The sequence below is a fragment of the Enterococcus sp. DIV0174 genome (assembly GCF_050529065.1).
In the GTDB taxonomy this organism is placed as follows: Bacteria; Bacillota; Bacilli; order Lactobacillales; family Enterococcaceae; genus Enterococcus_B; species Enterococcus_B thailandicus.
On the sequence record NZ_CP172881.1, the window covers coordinates 2382093 to 2399037 of the forward strand.

The window sequence follows — 16945 nt, forward strand, 5'->3', positions numbered from 1 at the left end:
ATCATTCCATTTCCATTAGTTCTTGTAGAGTTTCTGTGAGCCACTTTTCTTGATGATCTGTCAGTGGTTCATCCGTTATTTCTTTAAAGAAAGTTGTCGCCATTGATTTCGGATCTTTCATTTCTACCGACTGTTTTGTCGTTATTGTATCCAGACGGCCGTTTACTCGTTCCACGCCTAAGATTCTTGGATATATTTTCCGCAACTGATTCATCATATTGGGGATGATTGTTCGGTCTGTTAAGTAGATTTGTGTGTAATTTTCCCGATTAACTGTTTGGTAAAAAGCTGGGCTCAATAGTTCTTTAAAATTTGCTTGTAGTTCTTGAATATCATGAAGAGGTGTCAATTCACGGAAAGTCAATTGTAAACGATCATTCAAATCAACTATCCAGACACCTTTTTTCTGATTGATTTCTGATAAAGAAAACTTCAACGGTGAGCCACTGTAGCGTGCATTTTCTTGGTGTAAAGCCGCTTGATTATGCAAATGACCCAATGCAACATAGTCAAAATCTTTCAGCAAGTCGCCAGACACTGCATCTAAACCACCGACTTCAATCTTTGTTTCTGAATCAGATTTTGAGCTTCCCGTTACAAAAAAGTGACTGACTAATACTTGTTTTTTATTTGGTTCAAATAGCGTCTGCATTTTTTCAACGACTAAAGTCATTGCTTGTTGAATCGTACGAATTTCATCGTCTTCAAAATATAAACGAGCAGCAATTGGTTCAAAGTAAGGTAACAAAAAGAACTGTGTGTCACCAAACGTAATCGGTTGAAACGCTTCAGCAAACTGAGTGCGCAAGAAAAAATCAGATTGACTAAACCAAGGTGTCCCTGTCGACAATCGAATGCTACTATCGTGATTGCCAGAAATTGCGAAAATCGGAAATTTTTCTTCTAAATTCCAATCAATCATCAACTGATTAAACAACTCGACTGCTTCCGTCGCTGGCACGCTTCGATCATACAAATCACCTGCGATGATGATTGCATCAACTTGTTCCTCTTTTGCTACATTCAAAATATCTGAAATAACTTGCTTTTGTTCTTCAAGCAAATCATAGCCTTGTAATTTTTTTCCAATATGCCAATCGGCTGTGTGCAAGAAACGCATATACTCACCTCAAAAAAATGTCCTTCTAATGATTATAACACTTCCCAGAAGGTCGTAACAGAAATGTTTCACATCTCCTATATCCATAAAAAAACAGAGACGAAACAAAAAACTACGAAAAAATCAAAATTGATTTTCTCGTAGCTTCTCATTTATTTTATTTCATATTTAAAATCAGGATTTACTTCTTTGTCTAATTGATCAAACGCACCTTGTGTTCGACGTTCGACTTCTTCCAAACCTTCCTTATCCATTTTCTTAATGTCAGATAAGTCAATTGGTTCTCCAAACCGAACCGTTACACGTTTGCGCTTAAACAGATCCCCCAATGTCAATGGTCCTTGGTAAACAGCCGGAACGATTTTCACTTTTGCCATTTTAGCAATCAACGCCATCCCACCTTTCAACTCTGTCGCATGGCGCGTACCACTTGGAAACATGATTAGACCCAAGTCTGTTGATTTCAATATTTTTACAGGTGTTTTGATTGCGCTTGGTCCTGGTTTATCGCGTTTGACCGGAAAAGCATTCGCATGTGTCAAAATAAATCGTAAAATCGAATTTTTGAACAACTCTTCTTTTGCCATAAAGCTAAATTTCTTTGGTGCTGCCCCAACAGCCAGGTACAATGGATCCCACCAAGTGCGATGTGGCGCAACTAATATGTAATTCTCGTCTTTAGGCAACAATTCTTTATTTTCATAATGGGCATTGCCGTTGACTATCGCTAAGACAACTCGAACAACCCCGCGCATAAATCGATAAAACATAGACTCTTCCTTTCTCTTTGCTGAACATAGATAGTATGCCTAAAAAAATCTTCCTTGGCAAGCAAACTTGGTTCTTTTTAACAAACATAGTATAATACAAACGATTATTTTATTCACTTTGGAGGGAAACCCATGCTTCACGAAGACGAACGAATTGACCAATTATACGCAGAAGATATTAAAATTATCCAAAGTGCGCAAGTTTTTTCCTTTTCACTTGATGCTGTTTTACTCGCAAATTTTGCGCGTGTGCCGAAAAGAGGACAAATCGTTGACCTATGTGCTGGAAACGGTGCAGTCGGTTTATTTTTAAGTAGAAAAACGAATGCACAGATTGATTTGATTGAACTACAGCCTCGCTTAGCCGATATGGCGAAAAGAAGCGTTGCGCTTAACCATTTAGAAGACCAAGTCACTGTTCATACCACCGATTTAAAAAATAGTTTAGCAGTTGTTCGTCATAATTCTTGTGATCTTGTTGTCTGTAATCCACCCTACTTCAAAGGATTGCCCACAAACAAAAAAAATCCAAATGAACACTTAGCCATTGCGAGACATGAGATTTATACAACACTCAATGACGTTATCCAAATCTCTAGTAAACTTTTAAAGACAAACGGGCGCTTTGCAATGGTTCATCGACCTGAACGCTTTTTAGAAATTTTAGATGTCATGCGTGAACACCAAATCATTCCAAAACGCATTCGCTTTGTCTACCCAAAAGCTGGAAAAGATGCCAATATTTTATTGATTGAAGGTATCAAAGAAGGAAAATTAGACGGGTTTAAGGTTTCTTCACCACTTATCACTTATGATGAAGATGGTCAGTATACGCCAGAATTACGTGGTATGCTTTATGGAGACTAAGCATTATTTTTATGTTCTCGCTTGTAAGGACGACACTTTTTATGGTGGATATACAACCAACCTTGAGCGAAGACTTGCCGAGCATAACAACGGTACAGGCGCCAAGTACACTCGCTTACGTAAGCGTCGCCCTTTACAAATGATTCATGCAGAATGTTTTGAAACTAGAAGTGAAGCAACCAAAGCAGAGTCTGCCTTTAAAAAATTAACTCGAAAACAAAAAGAACTTTATTTAGACACGCATCTTTCCGTTGATCTTCCCTAAGGTGTAATGGGAAAAACTTCTTCTTATTCCTATTTAGAACAAAAAAAGACTTGAGATGAACCTTCATCTCAAGTCTTTTTCTTATTGTGCTGTATCTAAATCTTCTGATGTATTTGCCATTGAGGATGAAGTTACGCCATTAGTTAAATCTTCATTGTCCTGATTCGTTGCCTCGTCAGTTACTTCTGAATCTTTCGTTGACTCACTGCTTGAACTTTTGCCACCTAATAACGCTTGGCTAACAAAGTGCGCATAATGGATCATTCCTTCAGGGTTTGGATGAACTTGATCGTCGTAGAACCATTCATCGTGATCTTTGCTGTAGTCATACCAATCAATCAGGGTCATATTATCATATTTTTTCGCCATTTTAGCTAGCATATCATTTACATCATTTTGCCAGCGTTTAGTTGGTACTCGAACATTTACCCAGTAAACTTTGCGATCACCTATCGTGTCCATCACACTATCAAATTGCGTTTCTGAAAATGCACCATTCGTTCCTAAACCAACCAACACGGTATCTTTCAAGAGCTCTTGTTTTTTCAGTTCTTCAAGATAAGGTTCGCTCGTATAAAGCTGGCGTCCGACGTCACCGTCCACAACTACTTTAGGATAAATTTCTTTTAAGTCTGTGGCTGCATCAAGCATAACCGAATCGCCAAAAGCTGTCAGTTCCAGTTTTTGTGCTTTCTTTCCTTGTGCCTTAGTCAAATCATATTTATCCAAAACACTCTGATCAAGTGTTCCAGAAGCTTTGCCATTTTCTTCTTTACTTTTTTCTGCTAATTTTTTATTCGCAGCAATTTTTTCTTGTAACTGTTGTTGATCCGCTGTCACAGCATTCTTTGGCGCAATCGTAAAGCCAACTAATGCAATGATGACAACTAGTAAACCTGGAACTAGCCACGGCTTTTCAAGACTAAGAATTGGTTTTTGGAACCAGCCCTTAACAACTGAAAATGTTTTGCTATAATCAAAACGTGCCAATGGTCGTTCAATATAGCGATAAGACAATTCACTAATCAACAGAATCAAAGTTACTTCAATTAACGTGTGCATCAAGACGTGGTCGCCAATATTAGAAACTTTTGCCTCATAAAAAATCATCACAGGAAATTGGTAAAGATAGATGCCATAACTTCGCTTACCAACCCAAGTAAAGATTGGGTTCGTTAACCACCTATTCCAGCTTGCGCCAGGATGAGCTGTCACCGCAACTAACACCACACACAACAAGCTAACTAACAACATCCCACCGTAATAAACAAAGTCCATATGGTCATTGAAGAAAAAGAATGCTGAAACCAATAAGACAAACGAAATCAATCCAGCGATATTCAATGTCTTCTTCGCTTGTTTAGGTATCTCTTTTTTCAATCGTGTGCTTGGCCAAACAAAAGCCAACGCACAGCCGAGCCAAATCGAAAATAGTCGTGTATCTGTTCCATAATAAACACGAGTTGGATCTGCGCCAGGTGAATACAAAATCATCATCAGGATAGCTGAAATTCCCGACATTCCCAATACGGTGTAAAAAATCCATTTTTTCTTTCGAACTAAAGTCATCAGTAAGACAAAGATAATTGGCCAAAACAGATAATTTTGTCCTTCAACTGCCAAAGACCAAATGTGAGTAAACGGTGATTCGTTGGCAAACCGATCAAAATAAGATAGCCCATTATTGATTTGCCACCAGTTATTCACATAAAACAAACTACTGATAACCGTGCCTCGCAAGTTATTTAACAAACCTCGCTGAAACAAAGTAATATACGCTGAAGCAGTAACTAATAAAAAGACTAAGCCCGGATAAAGTCGCTTCATCCTTCGAACATAAAACTGCCAAATATTTATTTTTCCATTTTGTTCCCATTCTTGTCGCAATAAATCGGTAATCAAATAACCAGATACCACAAAAAATATCGGTACGCCCAAATAACCACCTGTCATTACTCTTGGTAACAAATGATAGAGAATAACGCCCATTACGGCTAAAGAACGAATACCATCAAAGCCTGTGATATAGCGACTTTTTTTCAATCTTTTTTGTTTTTCCATTCAATCTTCCAACTTTTCATAAACTTTTTTCATTTGTAATATACGTTCATTATAAGAAAATAGCAAGACTTATTTAAACTTCTTGCCATCTTTTCTATCATCCCATAAAATTTGGCAAAAGAACAATGATTTCATCGAGTTTAAGAAATTTTCAAAAGAAATAACGTAGCAACTTTTTTCACTTCCAGTCAAAAGTTAACGAGATAAGTTATTTTTTTGAAGTCATCAATAAGCAGATACAAAAAGAGGATAAAACGAACAGTCGTTTTATCCTCTTATTTTTTATTTTCTGATTAGACGCCATCTTCATAAAAACGTCCTAGAATTTGAACATTCTCTGCAATACTTACGAAAGCATCCGGGTCAGAGGCTTTCATTGCTTCTCTTAATAGCGGAAGTTCGTAACGTGTCACGATTGTCATCAAGACTGTTTGTTTGTCATGTTTGTACGCACCTTCTGCTTCATTGATAATCGTGATTCCTCGACGCATACATTTTTGGATTTCATTCACGACTTTTTCAGGATGTTTCGTCACAATCATAACCTGCATTTTCTTCTGCTTCGTGTAAAAAACATCTGTCACTTTCCCACTAACAAAAATCGACAACGTGCTATAAAACATATATTGCCAACCAAACAGAATTCCAGCAACAAACACAATCAATGCATTGAAATAAATTGAAATAGAACCAATGGATTTACCAGTTTTCTTTCGTATTGTGATACTGACAATATCTAATCCACCAGAAGACAGACCATTTCTAAGTACTAAACCAATCCCAGCTCCCATCACTGCTCCACCAAATAATGCACAGATGATTGGATCTGTTGATAACACGGTTTCGGGTACGATGTGAATAAATAGCGAGGTCAAAGTAACCGTGATAAACGTGAAAATTGTAAATTTTTTACCGATTTTAAACCAGGCTAGGAAAAATAATGGAATGTTCAATAGATAAAGAGTTGTTGACACTGGTACTTCAAAACCAATCAACGTTTTGGATAAGGTTGTTAAAATTTGCGCCAGACCAGTAATTCCACTTGAATAAATATGACCTGGTTGATAAAAAAGATTTAACGCAATAGATGCAATTAATGCATAAACAATAGATACCGAAAGTTTGGTCGTATAGTCGTGATAGGCCCAATTTTCGAACGTTTTTTTCATGAAAAAGCCTCGCTTTACATAATTATGGCTCTATTATAAGGTTTTTTCTTATAAAAAAAAAGAGAAGATGACAAAAGCTTAACACTTTTACCGTCTTCTCAGAATCATTTACAATTTAACTGATTTTTATTCTTCAATTTCAGTGACATCAATACTTAATTCTGCCAATTGAAGTGGAGAAACTAAGCTTGGTGCTTCACTCATGACATCAGCTGCTTTTCCGTTTTTAGGGAAAGCAATCACTTCACGAATATTTTCTTCACCTGCAAGTAGCATAGCAAAACGATCTAATCCTAAAGCAATTCCGCCATGTGGAGGGAAGCCGTAGTCCAACGCAGTTAATAAGAAACCAAATTGTTCTTCCATTTGTTCTTTCGTGAATCCAAGTGTTTCAAGAACTTTTTCTTGTAACTCACGAGTGTGAATCCGAATTGATCCACCACCAAGTTCATAACCATTTAAGACAATGTCGTAAGCTTCAGCATAAACTTTCGCTGGGTCTGTACCCAACAAGTCAACATCTTTGGCTTTTGGCATCGTAAATGGATGGTGCGCAGACACATAGCGACCTTCTTCTTCTGAGTATTCAAATTGTGGCCAATCAGTTACCCATAAGAAGTTGAATTTTGCTTCATCAATCAATCCCAATTCTTTGGCTAAGCGTGTACGAAGCGCACCTAATGACGCTGCGACAACTTCTACCTTATCTGCACAGAATAACAGTAAATCGCCAACTTGTGCATCCGTTGCTTGAATGATGTCTTCTCCCGCTTCACCCATGAATTTTGCGATTGGTCCTTTTAACCCATCTTCTTCCACTTTTAACCATGCAAGTCCTTTTGCTCCAAATTGACCAACATATTGACCTAAATGATCTAAATCTTTTCGAGAATAATTGCCAGCAGCACCTTTCGCATTCAATGCTTTCACTGCCCCACCGTTCTCTAAAGCCATTTGGAAGACTTTGAATTCGATTGATTTCACCGTTTCACTCAAGTCAATCAATTCCATTTCAAAACGTGTATCTGGTTTGTCACTACCGTAACGGCTCATCGCATCATCATAAGTCATTCTTGGGAATGGTAATGTTACCTCTAATCCACGAACGTCTTTCATAACTTTAGCAATCAAACCTTCAGTATAAGTTTGAATTTCTTCAGAAGTTAAAAATGTTGTTTCAATATCGACTTGGGTAAATTCCGGTTGGCGGTCGCCACGTAAGTCTTCATCTCGGAAGCAACGGACGATTTGGTAGTAACGATCAAATCCTGCATTCATCAATAACTGCTTAAATAATTGTGGTGATTGAGGCAACGCATAGAAATGACCTGCATGAACACGAGAAGGAACTAAATAGTCACGCGCGCCTTCAGGTGTTGATTTACCTAAATAAGGTGTTTCAATGTCTAGAAAATCATTGTCATCCAAATAACGACGAATAGCTTTAGTTGTTTCGTGACGCATTTTGATATTCTTTGTCATTTTTGGACGACGTAAATCTAAATAGCGATATTTCAAGCGAACTTCATCGCTGATTGTTTGGTCATCTTCAATTGAAAACGGAGGTGTTTTCGCTTGGTTTAAAATCGTAATTTCATTGGCAATAATTTCGACTTCACCTGTCGCCATTTTCGGATTGACTGCATTTTCGCCACGACGTTTGACGATACCAGTAACTTCAATCACATATTCACTTCGGCATTTATCAGCTACTGACCAAGCATCTTTTGAAATTTCTGGGTTGAAGACTACTTGTACAATTCCTTCACGGTCACGTAAGTCAATAAAAATCAATCCGCCTAAATCACGACGCTTTTGTACCCACCCTTTCAGTGTAACTGTTTGATCTAATTGTTCTTGGGAAACAAGTCCACAATAAATTGTCCTTTTTGCCATCGTTCTCTCTCCTTCTTACTCAAATAATGTCGTTGTCATTTCATCATACACTTCATCAAATCGTTGATAGATTTCTTGTAATGAAAAGCTTTTTTCTTTACGATCTGCCATTGACTTCACATTAATTGTTTGGTTATTTAATTCATCTTCCCCAAGCACTAGCACTAATTTGGCATTTGCTTTATCCGCTGTCTTGAACTGAGCTTTCGCTTTACGATTCATAACATCACGATCTGCAGAGAAGCCAAAGTTACGAATTGCTTGAACAACTTTTAGTGCTTCAAGATTTGTGGCTTCACCAATTCCAACTACGTAAGCATCTAATTCATTTAAGGCTGGAATAACTACTTCTTCTGCCTCCATAGTTAACAAGATACGTTCGATTCCCATTGCAAAACCAAATGCTGGTGTTTCTGGTCCACCAAGTTCTTCTACCAAGCGATCATAACGACCACCCGCACAAATCGTCGCTTGGGCACCCATTTTTGGCGCATCACTCATAATTTCAAAGATAGTATGTGTATAGTAATCTAGACCACGAACCATATTGCTATCAATCTCATAAGGAATTTCTAGTGCATCTAACATCGTTGTTACTGTTTCAAAATGTTTCTTAGCTGATTCACTTAAATAATCTAAAATCGAAGGTGCATCCACAACAAATTTTCGGTCTCGTTTATCTTTACTGTCAAGGACACGTAAAGGATTTTGGTGTAAACGGCGTTTTGAATCTTCACTTAATTCATTTTCAACTGGTTCTAAGTAGTCAATCAACGCTTGGCGATAAGCTTGGCGTGTTTCTTGATCTCCTAAAGAATTGATAACCAAGCGAATTTGTGTGATACCCAACTGTTTAAAGAAGTCTAGCGCCATTGCCATACTTTCAACGTCTGTTGCTGGATTATCTGAACCAAATGCCTCAACACCAATTTGGTGAAATTGACGCAAACGGCCTTTTTGTGGACGTTCATAGCGGAACATTGGCCCCATATAAAAAGTTTTGTAAGGTTTAGCAAACTCTGGTCCAAATAATTTGTGTTCTACAAACGAACGAACGATTGGCGCTGTTCCTTCTGGACGTAAAGTTACATGACGATCACCTTTGTCATAAAAATCATACATTTCTTTTGAAACGATATCTGTCGTATCTCCTACACTACGTGAGATAACTTCATAATGTTCAAAAATCGGCGTGCGCATTTCATTGTATTGATAATCTCTAAATAATAAGCGTGCTGTCTCTTCAATAAATTGCCATTTTTCTGATTCACCGGGTAAAATATCATTCGTTCCTTTTGGTCTTTGGAAGTTCATACATCTCTCTCCTTTTCTTTTATGTAACTAAGTGAAAATAAAAAAATTCACCCCTGTTCACAATGAACAAGGGTGAATGAAAGTCATACACGGTACCACCTAATTTTGAAAGATTTCTCTTTCCTCTCACGAATAACGCTCGTACGCGGGACGGCTTTGCACGCGTCCATCTCCAGAGTGTCTTTTCGGTAACCAACTCTTGAATCATTTTCAGCCTCGATGATTCTCTCTTTCTAAAAGTATCGGTAACTTACTCGCTCTTTCAGTGATTTTCTATATTACCTACAACTTACTAAAAACACATCTTAAAGTCAAGAATATTTGCCCTAAAAGTTGGACTATGCTCATTTCATTTTTCAAAAGACGATTTAGTTTTGCATTTTTTTTGTTTGTTTTAAACTAAAAGCAAAGGGAGGAATGCAACATGGCAGAAGTAAGAATCGGACATTCACAAGTATATGCAGAACAACTTGGTTTAGGAGCAAATGCCGTTGGCGGTCACAATTTATTTCCTCATTTAGAAGATGAAGTTGGGAAACAAATCATTCGAACAGCACTCGATAATGGAATCAACCTTCTTGATACGGCTTATGCCTATGGTTTTGGACGTTCTGAAGAACTAATTGGTGAAGTTTTAAAAGAAAAAGAATATGATCGTTCACGCGTAATCATTGCAACTAAGGCGGCTCATGACCCCAACAATTCTGGGAAATTCAATAATACACCCGAATTTTTGACACAGGCTGTTGAAGAGGCATTGAAAAGACTACAAACAAATTATATTGATATTTTTTATATTCATTTTCCAGATGAAACAACGCCAAAAAATGAAGCAATTGCTGCTTTGCATCAATTAAAAGAAGCAGGGAAAATTCGAGCAATCGGCGTTTCAAACTTTTCTTTAGCACAACTAAAAGAAGCGAATCAAGAAGGGTATGTGGATATCATCGAAGACCATTACAGCTTGATTCAACGAAAAGCAGAGACCGAACTTTTTCCTTACATCAAACAACATAAAATTAGTTTTGTTCCTTATTTCCCATTAGCTTCAGGTTTGTTGACTGGTAAATATCAGATTGGACAACCACTTTCATTTTCCAAAGGTGACCTTCGATTAAAACAGCCAAATTTTCAGGGCGAACGCTTTGAAAAAATCATTCGTACGGTTGAGCAGCTAAGACCACTTGCAGCGAACTATCAAACGAACATCGCTCAATTAGTCTTAGCTTGGTATATGAAAAATCCGGTTATCTCTGTCGTAATCCCGGGTGCAAAGAAACCAGAACAAGTTGCAATCAATGCTCAAGCTTTAGACATTCATTTGACAAATGAAGACTATCAAAAGATAGATCAATTATTTGCCGAATTTTAATTAGGACAATCTTATTTCTTTTTTCTTCACTAGCTAAGAGACTGGGATAAACCTAAAAAAACCAGTCGTTTTGAACACATTTCCAATTAAAGAAAGCCTAAAACCAACGTTTTCAAAAACGAATTTTAGGCTTTTTTTCTATTTAGACTTCCTTTTCTACCAGCACCTTTTTTGTATTCAACACTGACAAAATATGCCTTATTTCCCGTCGTACTTACCATCTTTGCTAAACAAAAAATAAACTACTGTTCCGAACCCGACTAGTGCAATAATGCTTCCGACAATTGGAACCCAATTAGCATATTCGCCTGCTAACATAAGTATTGCCCCGCCAATAAATAAAAAACCTCCAGCTAATAAATTTTTCATCATTACTCCTCCTCTTTTTCATATTTCTCCATCAATATAACATGGAATCACAAAAAATTGTCCTCACTGTATCGCAAAACTCAGGTCCAAGTTCCTGTGTAAGAAATTCGTGAAGAAAGTAAGTTTGGCGCAGCGATTGATTTCTATGTTGAAAAAGTAAATCCTCTTAACTGGACTTGATGTAACCCGATTGATTGCGAAACTTTACAACGTCCGGCTTTTTTTCATTCGATGTTCCAATAAGTTTCAGAAAAATACATTCACTCCTAACTTTATCAACGACTTTGGGTTGTACAAGAGTATTGTCCAACCCAAAGTACAAATGAAAAACAAAAATCGACATAGCATCTACCTGCCATGTCGATTTTCATCTAAACTATTTTCGTAGTTAAGGGAACCGTTATCTCTGGTTTTTTATTTATTTTTAGAGTCGATTAAAATGGTTACGGGGCCGTCATTCACTAAAGACACATCCATATCTTCACCAAACTTCCCAGTTGAAACTGGAATACCACGTTGTTTCAAACCAGTATTAAATGCTTCATACAATGGAATAGCTGTTTCTGGACGAGCAGCAGCAATAAAACTTGGTCGATTCCCTTTTTTAGTATCTGCAAATAACGTAAATTGTGAAATGCTTAGTATTTGACCACCAATATCTTCAATACTTGTGTTCATTTTTCCTTGTTCATCTTCAAAAATACGCATTTGTGCGATTTTTTTGACCAAATACTCCACATCGTTTTGAGTATCTGTTTCATGAATACCTAATAAAATTAATAGCCCTTGATTGATTTTACCAATTTCTTGACCATTAATTGTAACTGCCGCACGACTCACTCGTTGAATGACTGCTCGCATCAAATTCTCCCTCTCTTCACGTTTATCCGTTCATTCGACGTACACTATAGACATCTGGAACAGACTTGATTTTATCTACAATACTTTTTAAGTGTGTTAAGTTCTGAATCCCTACAGTTAAATGAATTGTTGCCATCTTATCTTTATTTGTGCGAGCTTCCACACTATTAAGATTTTTTGTCATCGAATTAACTGTTTGTAAAACATCATTTAACAGTCCTGAACGATTGTATCCATAAATTTCTAGGTCAGCATCGTATTCTTTTTTTGAATTTGAAGTGTCTTCCCATTCTACCTCGATTAACCGTTCAGCAACATTTGGTTTATCTGGCTGAACATTAGGACAATCACGACGATGAATGGAAATTCCTCGACCTTTTGTAATATATCCAACGATATTGTCTCCTGGAACTGGATTACAACACCGACTGATGCGAATAAGCAAGTTTTCGACGCCTTGAATCACCACGCCGCCTTCATGACGAACCTTCATTTTTTCTGGTTCTTTTTTCGGTTGGTTCATCAATTCATTGGCTTCTTGTTTTTGTTGCTCGATTTTTTGTTCACGACGTTCTTTTTCAGTTAATCGATTTGCCATCGTTAACGGACTGATTTCACCATAACCTACAGCAGCATAAATATCATCTTCGTTATTGTAATTAAAACGATCCAATACTTCTTGCAATTTTTCTTTGGTCAAAATATCTTTTGGTAAGAAACCAAGATCAGAAATACATTTGGTAACTGATTCATGGCCTTTGACAATATTCTCTTCGCGATCTTGTGCTTTAAAGAAACGTTTGATTTTATTTTTTGCTTTACTTGTTGCAACAATTTTTAACCAGTCACGGCTTGGGCCAAATGAATTAGGCGAAGTTAAGATTTCAATGATATCGCCATTTTTCAATTTGTAATCTAATTGAACCATTTTCCCGTTCACTTTTGCACCAGTTGTCTTGTTTCCAATATCGGTATGGATACTGTAAGAGAAATCTAGTGGTCCTGATCCTTTAGGAAGCTCAGTTACATCTCCTTTTGGCGTAAAGACATACACTTTATCGCTGAAAATATCTCCTTTGACACCTTCCATAAAGTCAGATGCATCATAACTTTCGTCTTGCAATTCAATAATTTCATGGAACCAGCTTAATTGTTTCGTCATTCCATCAGGTTCTACTTTATCATTTTTTCCTTCTTTATAAGCCCAGTGTGCTGCTACCCCAAATTCCGCGATTTCATGCATTTCTTGCGTGCGAATTTGAATTTCAACAGGATTTCCCGCTGGACCAATCACTGTCGTATGCAAAGATTGATACATGTTAGCTTTTGGCATAGCAATATAATCTTTAAATCGCCCAGGCATTGGTTTCCATTTCGTATGGATCGCGCCTAAGACTGCATAACAATCTTTGATTGAATCAACGATGACTCGGATAGCCAGTAAATCATAGATTTCACTAAATTGTTTTTTCTGGTCTTTCATTTTTCGATAAATCGAATAGATATGCTTTGGACGGCCATATATTTCTGCATAGATACCTAGTTCTTCTGTTGCCAATCGAATATCTTCCACCGTAGCATTCACGTATTGCTCACGTTCTTCACGTTTTGATCGCATTAAATGAACGATTCGGTAATATTGTTTTGGATTCAGATAACGTAGAGCGGTATCTTCCAATTCCCATTTGATTCGGCTAATCCCCAAACGGTGTGCTAATGGTGCATAGATTTCTAGTGTTTCTTGTGCGATTCGACGTTGTTTGTCTTCACGTAAGTGTTTTAGCGTGCGCATATTATGAAGACGGTCTGCCAATTTCACCATGATTACACGTAAGTCTTGTGCCATTGCTAACAACATTTTACGATGATTCTCTGCCAATTGTTCTTCATGAGATTTATATTTGATTTTTCCCAATTTCGTCACGCCGTCAACCAGCATGGCTACATCATCACCAAATTCTTCTCGCAAATCATCCAAAGTTACTTCTGTATCTTCAACTACATCATGTAAAAATCCTGTTGCTACAGTGTGTGGATCCATTTTTAACTCAGCTAAGATTCCAGCAACTTGGATCGGATGAATAATATAAGGCTCCCCAGATTTTCTAAATTGTCCGTCATGTGCTGCTGTTGCATAGTCACATGCTTTTTGCACGAATGCAACATGATCCGGTCCCATATATTTGCTAACAAGCGCAATAACGCCAGGACCTGTTAAAATTTCTTCTTTTGACATACAAACCGATCCCCCTTTCGTTTCGATAGCAAAACAGGAGAGGTATCTGAAATCACAATTTCTAAATTACAGTTAACTGGTATAAAGAATTCGTTTTTCCACGAATGGTATTAAAAAATAACTCCGAAAAAACAACGCATCATCACACAAAAACCTAAAAATGATTTGTGGTGCCTTTTGTCAATTCCATCGGAGCTAGTTAATTTGTCCCAACCTCTTTTATTTTTTATCGGACTCTTGAACGGTTATTGCTACTATTATACAAATTGTCGTTTATTTTTTCAATTCTATCATGTTCAAATTTATTAAGAAAAGTTCAAATGACTTATGGCAATTCTTGTAAGGCCATTCGCAACTAATTTTTGCTTTTCTTGTGATGTAATCTGGTGCACGTTAATTGTTAATGCTAGCTTAGTCGCCGTATCCGATTTAAAAATTTCCGCTAGACGTAAAGCTTCTCGATAAGGCAAATCTTCTCCTAATGATAAACGTGTCCACCCTAATGGTTTCATCGCACGCTCAAATTTCACCAGTGTCAGTTCCTTTACTTGACGTGTGTCTAAATAAAAGCTTAATTTCCCATTACTTAAAGCTAGAGAAAACAACGACTCGCGCAATTCTTTTACTCGAACTGGGTGTTCAAAAATATCTGCTAGGTTCACACAAACTTCGAGAAACCCCGCTCCTGCTTGATACGCATGTGCGGCTTCAAACACTTTTTTCTCCACTGTACTTGCTCCCAATGGAAAATCAATTACACTCCCAATTTGGATCGCTGAATCTGCTAAAAGATACTTTACTCGTGCAATTTGAGTAGGCAAAACAACGATTTCCGTTGCGCCTCCTGCAACTAACCGGTACACTGTTTCTTTTAACAAGTCATCACTCATTTGATGATCCAATAATCGTACGCGAATGGATGCTTTATTTTCCATCCTGTTCACCTAGTAATTCCCATTGATAGCTCGCGGCACTCAATAAATATAATGGCGCTGTTTCCGTTCGCAAAATCCTTGGGCCTAAGCCACAAATAACTGCACCTTCTGCCGATAGTTTTTCCACTTCATCTGTCGTTAATCCACCTTCTGGCCCAAAAATTGCCAAAATACGTAGTCCTGAGCCCGATTTTTGTAAGGCTTGTGCTAAGTTAGCTAATTCTCCTCGCTTAGCTGACTCTTCGTAGGCAACTAACACCTTGTCGTAAGAAGAGATTTGTTGATAAAATTCGCTGGCTGTACTCAACAATTCTACTTGTGGTACTACTTGGCGATGTGCTTGTTCGGCAGCTTCTTGAGCAATTTTTGCTAAACGTTGTTGTCGTTTGTTTCGCTTCTTTTCATCCCATTTAACAACCGACGTTTTTGCCGGAAAGCCAAGAAATGCGTGTGCTCCAAGTTCCGTTCCTTTTTGCACAATCCAGTCTAGTTTTTCACCTTTTGGATAACCACTTGCAATGGTAATCATACTTGGTAATTCCTTTTGCCCTTGTTCTTTCATTACCTCTTTTAATTCAACTTCATTTTCTGTGATAGCAGTAATTTCAGCGATGATTGCCACTTGGTCGCTAAAAGCTAAGTAAACACGATTTTCTGGCGTCATACGCATAACGCGAGTTATATGATGATATGGCTCACCAACTAATACAAAACGGTCTTTTTGCTGGTATGGTTCTTCCAAAAAATAACGTTGCATTTAGTCCACCTCAGGTTTTTTCAAAATAATTGCATACCAATCTTTTTGTTGGAAAATTTGATCAACTACAAATCCTTGCGCCTCCATAGCATCAATAACCATTTGTTTTTTATCTTCAATAATTCCAGAGACAACCAGAGTGCCTGTTTGCTTTAATAAACGCCAAGCATCAGGAATCATCAATAAAATAATATCAGCTAAAATATTAGCAACAATTACGTCACTCTCAATCTCGATTCCGTTCAATAAATCATTGGCAGCAACATGAACATCTTTTGCAATTTCATTCATGTCCATATTTTCCTTTGCTGAACGAACAGCTACATCGTCAAGATCGTACGCATAAACTTCCTTTGCACCTAAATATTTGGCAGCAATACTTAACACGCCTGAGCCTGTACCAACGTCTAGTACCGTCTCACCACCGCGTAAAACAGATTCCAATGCTTCCAAAGTCAGCAAGGTCGTTGGATGTGTTCCTGTTCCAAAAGCCATACCTGGATCTAATGTAATGATTTTTTCCATTGGATCTTGTGTCGTATAATTTTCCCAGCTCGGAGCAACAGTCAACATTCGCGTAATACGGACAGGATGATAGTACTTTTTCCAAGCCGTTGCCCAGTTACTTTCTTCTACTTCACTAACCGTTACAATATTTTTCCCAATGGCCAGGCCAAATTCAGGCAATTGTGTCACGCGGTCTTTGATAAAAGGTAGAATTTCTGGCAAGAAAATTGTTTCTGGAAAATATGCCATGACTAGCGCACCCTCAGTTAATGAGGTAAAATCAGCTTTATCTAAAATTTCACCATACTGATCTGATTTAAAATTTTCAACATCAAGCGCATCTTCGATAGCCACACCACTTGCTCCTGCTTCCATTAAAATATTGGCAACAGCTTCGACTGCCTCACTCGCTGTTTCTACTTTTACTTCGTTCCATTTCATCGCTA

The 16945-nt window shown here is 37.6% G+C and carries 15 protein-coding genes; 3 read left to right on the top strand and 12 right to left on the bottom strand.

Annotated elements, in window-relative coordinates:
* Position 1 precedes the first annotated feature (1 nt).
* Together IGJ93_RS11365 and IGJ93_RS11370 are read right to left on the bottom strand one after the other, a co-directional pair.
* Positions 2–1120, bottom strand: a complete 1119-nt coding sequence (locus IGJ93_RS11365) for an exonuclease SbcCD subunit D (protein WP_067483029.1) — start codon at positions 1118–1120, stop codon at positions 2–4.
* A 152-nt stretch (positions 1121–1272) separates the two neighbouring features.
* Positions 1273–1890 (bottom strand): lysophospholipid acyltransferase family protein, encoded by a 618-nt coding sequence (locus IGJ93_RS11370; protein WP_067483031.1) that lies wholly within the window; start codon positions 1888–1890, stop codon positions 1273–1275.
* A gap of 132 nt (positions 1891–2022) precedes the next feature.
* Here IGJ93_RS11370 and IGJ93_RS11375 point away from each other — a divergent pair, with 132 nt between their 5' ends.
* Together IGJ93_RS11375 and IGJ93_RS11380 are read left to right on the top strand one after the other, a co-directional pair.
* Positions 2023–2757 carry a tRNA1(Val) (adenine(37)-N6)-methyltransferase gene (locus tag IGJ93_RS11375; protein WP_075491244.1) on the top strand — a complete coding sequence of 245 codons (735 nt, stop codon included), beginning with the start codon at positions 2023–2025 and terminating at the stop codon, positions 2755–2757.
* Positions 2747–3022, top strand: coding sequence for a GIY-YIG nuclease family protein (locus IGJ93_RS11380; RefSeq protein ID WP_075491245.1), 276 nt, complete (start codon positions 2747–2749; stop codon positions 3020–3022). Before IGJ93_RS11375 ends, IGJ93_RS11380 begins: the two co-directional genes overlap by 11 nt.
* Before the next feature lie 81 nt (positions 3023–3103).
* Here the strand turns inward: IGJ93_RS11380 and IGJ93_RS11385 are convergent, their stop codons facing one another.
* The 4 genes from IGJ93_RS11385 to hisS form a co-directional block, all read right to left on the bottom strand.
* Positions 3104–5083 (bottom strand): acyltransferase family protein, encoded by a 1980-nt coding sequence (locus IGJ93_RS11385; protein WP_086270667.1) that lies wholly within the window; start codon positions 5081–5083, stop codon positions 3104–3106.
* Positions 5084–5376: 293 nt separating this feature from the next.
* Positions 5377–6252 carry a YitT family protein gene (locus tag IGJ93_RS11390; protein ID WP_067483039.1) on the bottom strand — a complete coding sequence of 292 codons (876 nt, stop codon included), beginning with the start codon at positions 6250–6252 and terminating at the stop codon, positions 5377–5379.
* Between the two features lie 126 nt (positions 6253–6378).
* The gene (gene aspS / locus IGJ93_RS11395; protein WP_071868917.1) at positions 6379–8148 is read right to left on the bottom strand and encodes an aspartate--tRNA ligase; all 1770 of its coding nucleotides are present in this window, start codon (positions 8146–8148) and stop codon (positions 6379–6381) included.
* 15 nt (positions 8149–8163) lie between these two features.
* Positions 8164–9462, bottom strand: a complete 1299-nt coding sequence (gene hisS, locus IGJ93_RS11400; protein WP_071868916.1) for a histidine--tRNA ligase — start codon at positions 9460–9462, stop codon at positions 8164–8166.
* A 424-nt stretch (positions 9463–9886) separates the two neighbouring features.
* Here hisS and IGJ93_RS11405 point away from each other — a divergent pair, with 424 nt between their 5' ends.
* On the top strand, positions 9887–10834 hold the full coding sequence (locus tag IGJ93_RS11405) for an aldo/keto reductase (RefSeq protein WP_067483045.1): 948 nt from the start codon (positions 9887–9889) through the stop codon (positions 10832–10834).
* Between the two features lie 198 nt (positions 10835–11032).
* On the opposite strand, the gene IGJ93_RS11410 is transcribed toward IGJ93_RS11405, so the two are convergent.
* The 6 genes from IGJ93_RS11410 to prmA all read right to left on the bottom strand — a co-directional run bounded on the left by IGJ93_RS11410 (position 11033) and on the right by prmA (position 16940).
* Positions 11033–11203 carry a hypothetical protein gene (locus IGJ93_RS11410; protein WP_169819333.1) on the bottom strand — a complete coding sequence of 57 codons (171 nt, stop codon included), beginning with the start codon at positions 11201–11203 and terminating at the stop codon, positions 11033–11035.
* Positions 11204–11617: 414 nt separating this feature from the next.
* Complete coding sequence (gene dtd, locus IGJ93_RS11415; RefSeq protein WP_270608591.1) at positions 11618–12064, bottom strand: D-aminoacyl-tRNA deacylase; 447 nt, start codon at positions 12062–12064, stop codon at positions 11618–11620.
* Between the two features lie 22 nt (positions 12065–12086).
* Positions 12087–14300, bottom strand: a complete 2214-nt coding sequence (locus IGJ93_RS11420) for a RelA/SpoT family protein (protein WP_067483049.1) — start codon at positions 14298–14300, stop codon at positions 12087–12089.
* A 305-nt stretch (positions 14301–14605) separates the two neighbouring features.
* The gene (locus IGJ93_RS11425) at positions 14606–15235 is read right to left on the bottom strand and encodes a hypothetical protein (protein WP_071868913.1); all 630 of its coding nucleotides are present in this window, start codon (positions 15233–15235) and stop codon (positions 14606–14608) included.
* Complete coding sequence (locus tag IGJ93_RS11430; RefSeq protein ID WP_430596948.1) at positions 15225–15992, bottom strand: 16S rRNA (uracil(1498)-N(3))-methyltransferase; 768 nt, start codon at positions 15990–15992, stop codon at positions 15225–15227. The genes IGJ93_RS11425 and IGJ93_RS11430 overlap by 11 nt, the downstream gene beginning before the upstream one ends.
* Complete coding sequence (gene prmA / locus IGJ93_RS11435) at positions 15993–16940, bottom strand: 50S ribosomal protein L11 methyltransferase (protein WP_067483055.1); 948 nt, start codon at positions 16938–16940, stop codon at positions 15993–15995.
* Positions 16941–16945 lie beyond the last annotated feature (5 nt).

Bases quoted from the DNA above. Each gene is read 5' to 3' on its own strand.
- IGJ93_RS11365 (WP_067483029.1), bottom strand. From the start codon at position 1,120: ATGCGTTTCTTGCACACAGCCGATTGGCATATTGGAAAAAAATTACAA.
- IGJ93_RS11370 (WP_067483031.1), bottom strand. From the start codon at position 1,890: ATGTTTTATCGATTTATGCGCGGGGTTGTTCGAGTTGTCTTAGCGATA.
- IGJ93_RS11375 (WP_075491244.1), top strand. From the start codon at position 2,023: ATGCTTCACGAAGACGAACGAATTGACCAATTATACGCAGAAGATATT.
- IGJ93_RS11380 (WP_075491245.1), top strand. From the start codon at position 2,747: ATGGAGACTAAGCATTATTTTTATGTTCTCGCTTGTAAGGACGACACT.
- IGJ93_RS11385 (WP_086270667.1), bottom strand. From the start codon at position 5,083: ATGGAAAAACAAAAAAGATTGAAAAAAAGTCGCTATATCACAGGCTTT.
- IGJ93_RS11390 (WP_067483039.1), bottom strand. From the start codon at position 6,252: ATGAAAAAAACGTTCGAAAATTGGGCCTATCACGACTATACGACCAAA.
- aspS (WP_071868917.1), bottom strand. From the start codon at position 8,148: ATGGCAAAAAGGACAATTTATTGTGGACTTGTTTCCCAAGAACAATTA.
- hisS (WP_071868916.1), bottom strand. From the start codon at position 9,462: ATGAACTTCCAAAGACCAAAAGGAACGAATGATATTTTACCCGGTGAA.
- IGJ93_RS11405 (WP_067483045.1), top strand. From the start codon at position 9,887: ATGGCAGAAGTAAGAATCGGACATTCACAAGTATATGCAGAACAACTT.
- IGJ93_RS11410 (WP_169819333.1), bottom strand. From the start codon at position 11,203: ATGAAAAATTTATTAGCTGGAGGTTTTTTATTTATTGGCGGGGCAATA.
- dtd (WP_270608591.1), bottom strand. From the start codon at position 12,064: ATGCGAGCAGTCATTCAACGAGTGAGTCGTGCGGCAGTTACAATTAAT.
- IGJ93_RS11420 (WP_067483049.1), bottom strand. From the start codon at position 14,300: ATGTCAAAAGAAGAAATTTTAACAGGTCCTGGCGTTATTGCGCTTGTT.
- IGJ93_RS11425 (WP_071868913.1), bottom strand. From the start codon at position 15,235: ATGGAAAATAAAGCATCCATTCGCGTACGATTATTGGATCATCAAATG.
- IGJ93_RS11430 (WP_430596948.1), bottom strand. From the start codon at position 15,992: ATGCAACGTTATTTTTTGGAAGAACCATACCAGCAAAAAGACCGTTTT.
- prmA (WP_067483055.1), bottom strand. From the start codon at position 16,940: ATGAAATGGAACGAAGTAAAAGTAGAAACAGCGAGTGAGGCAGTCGAA.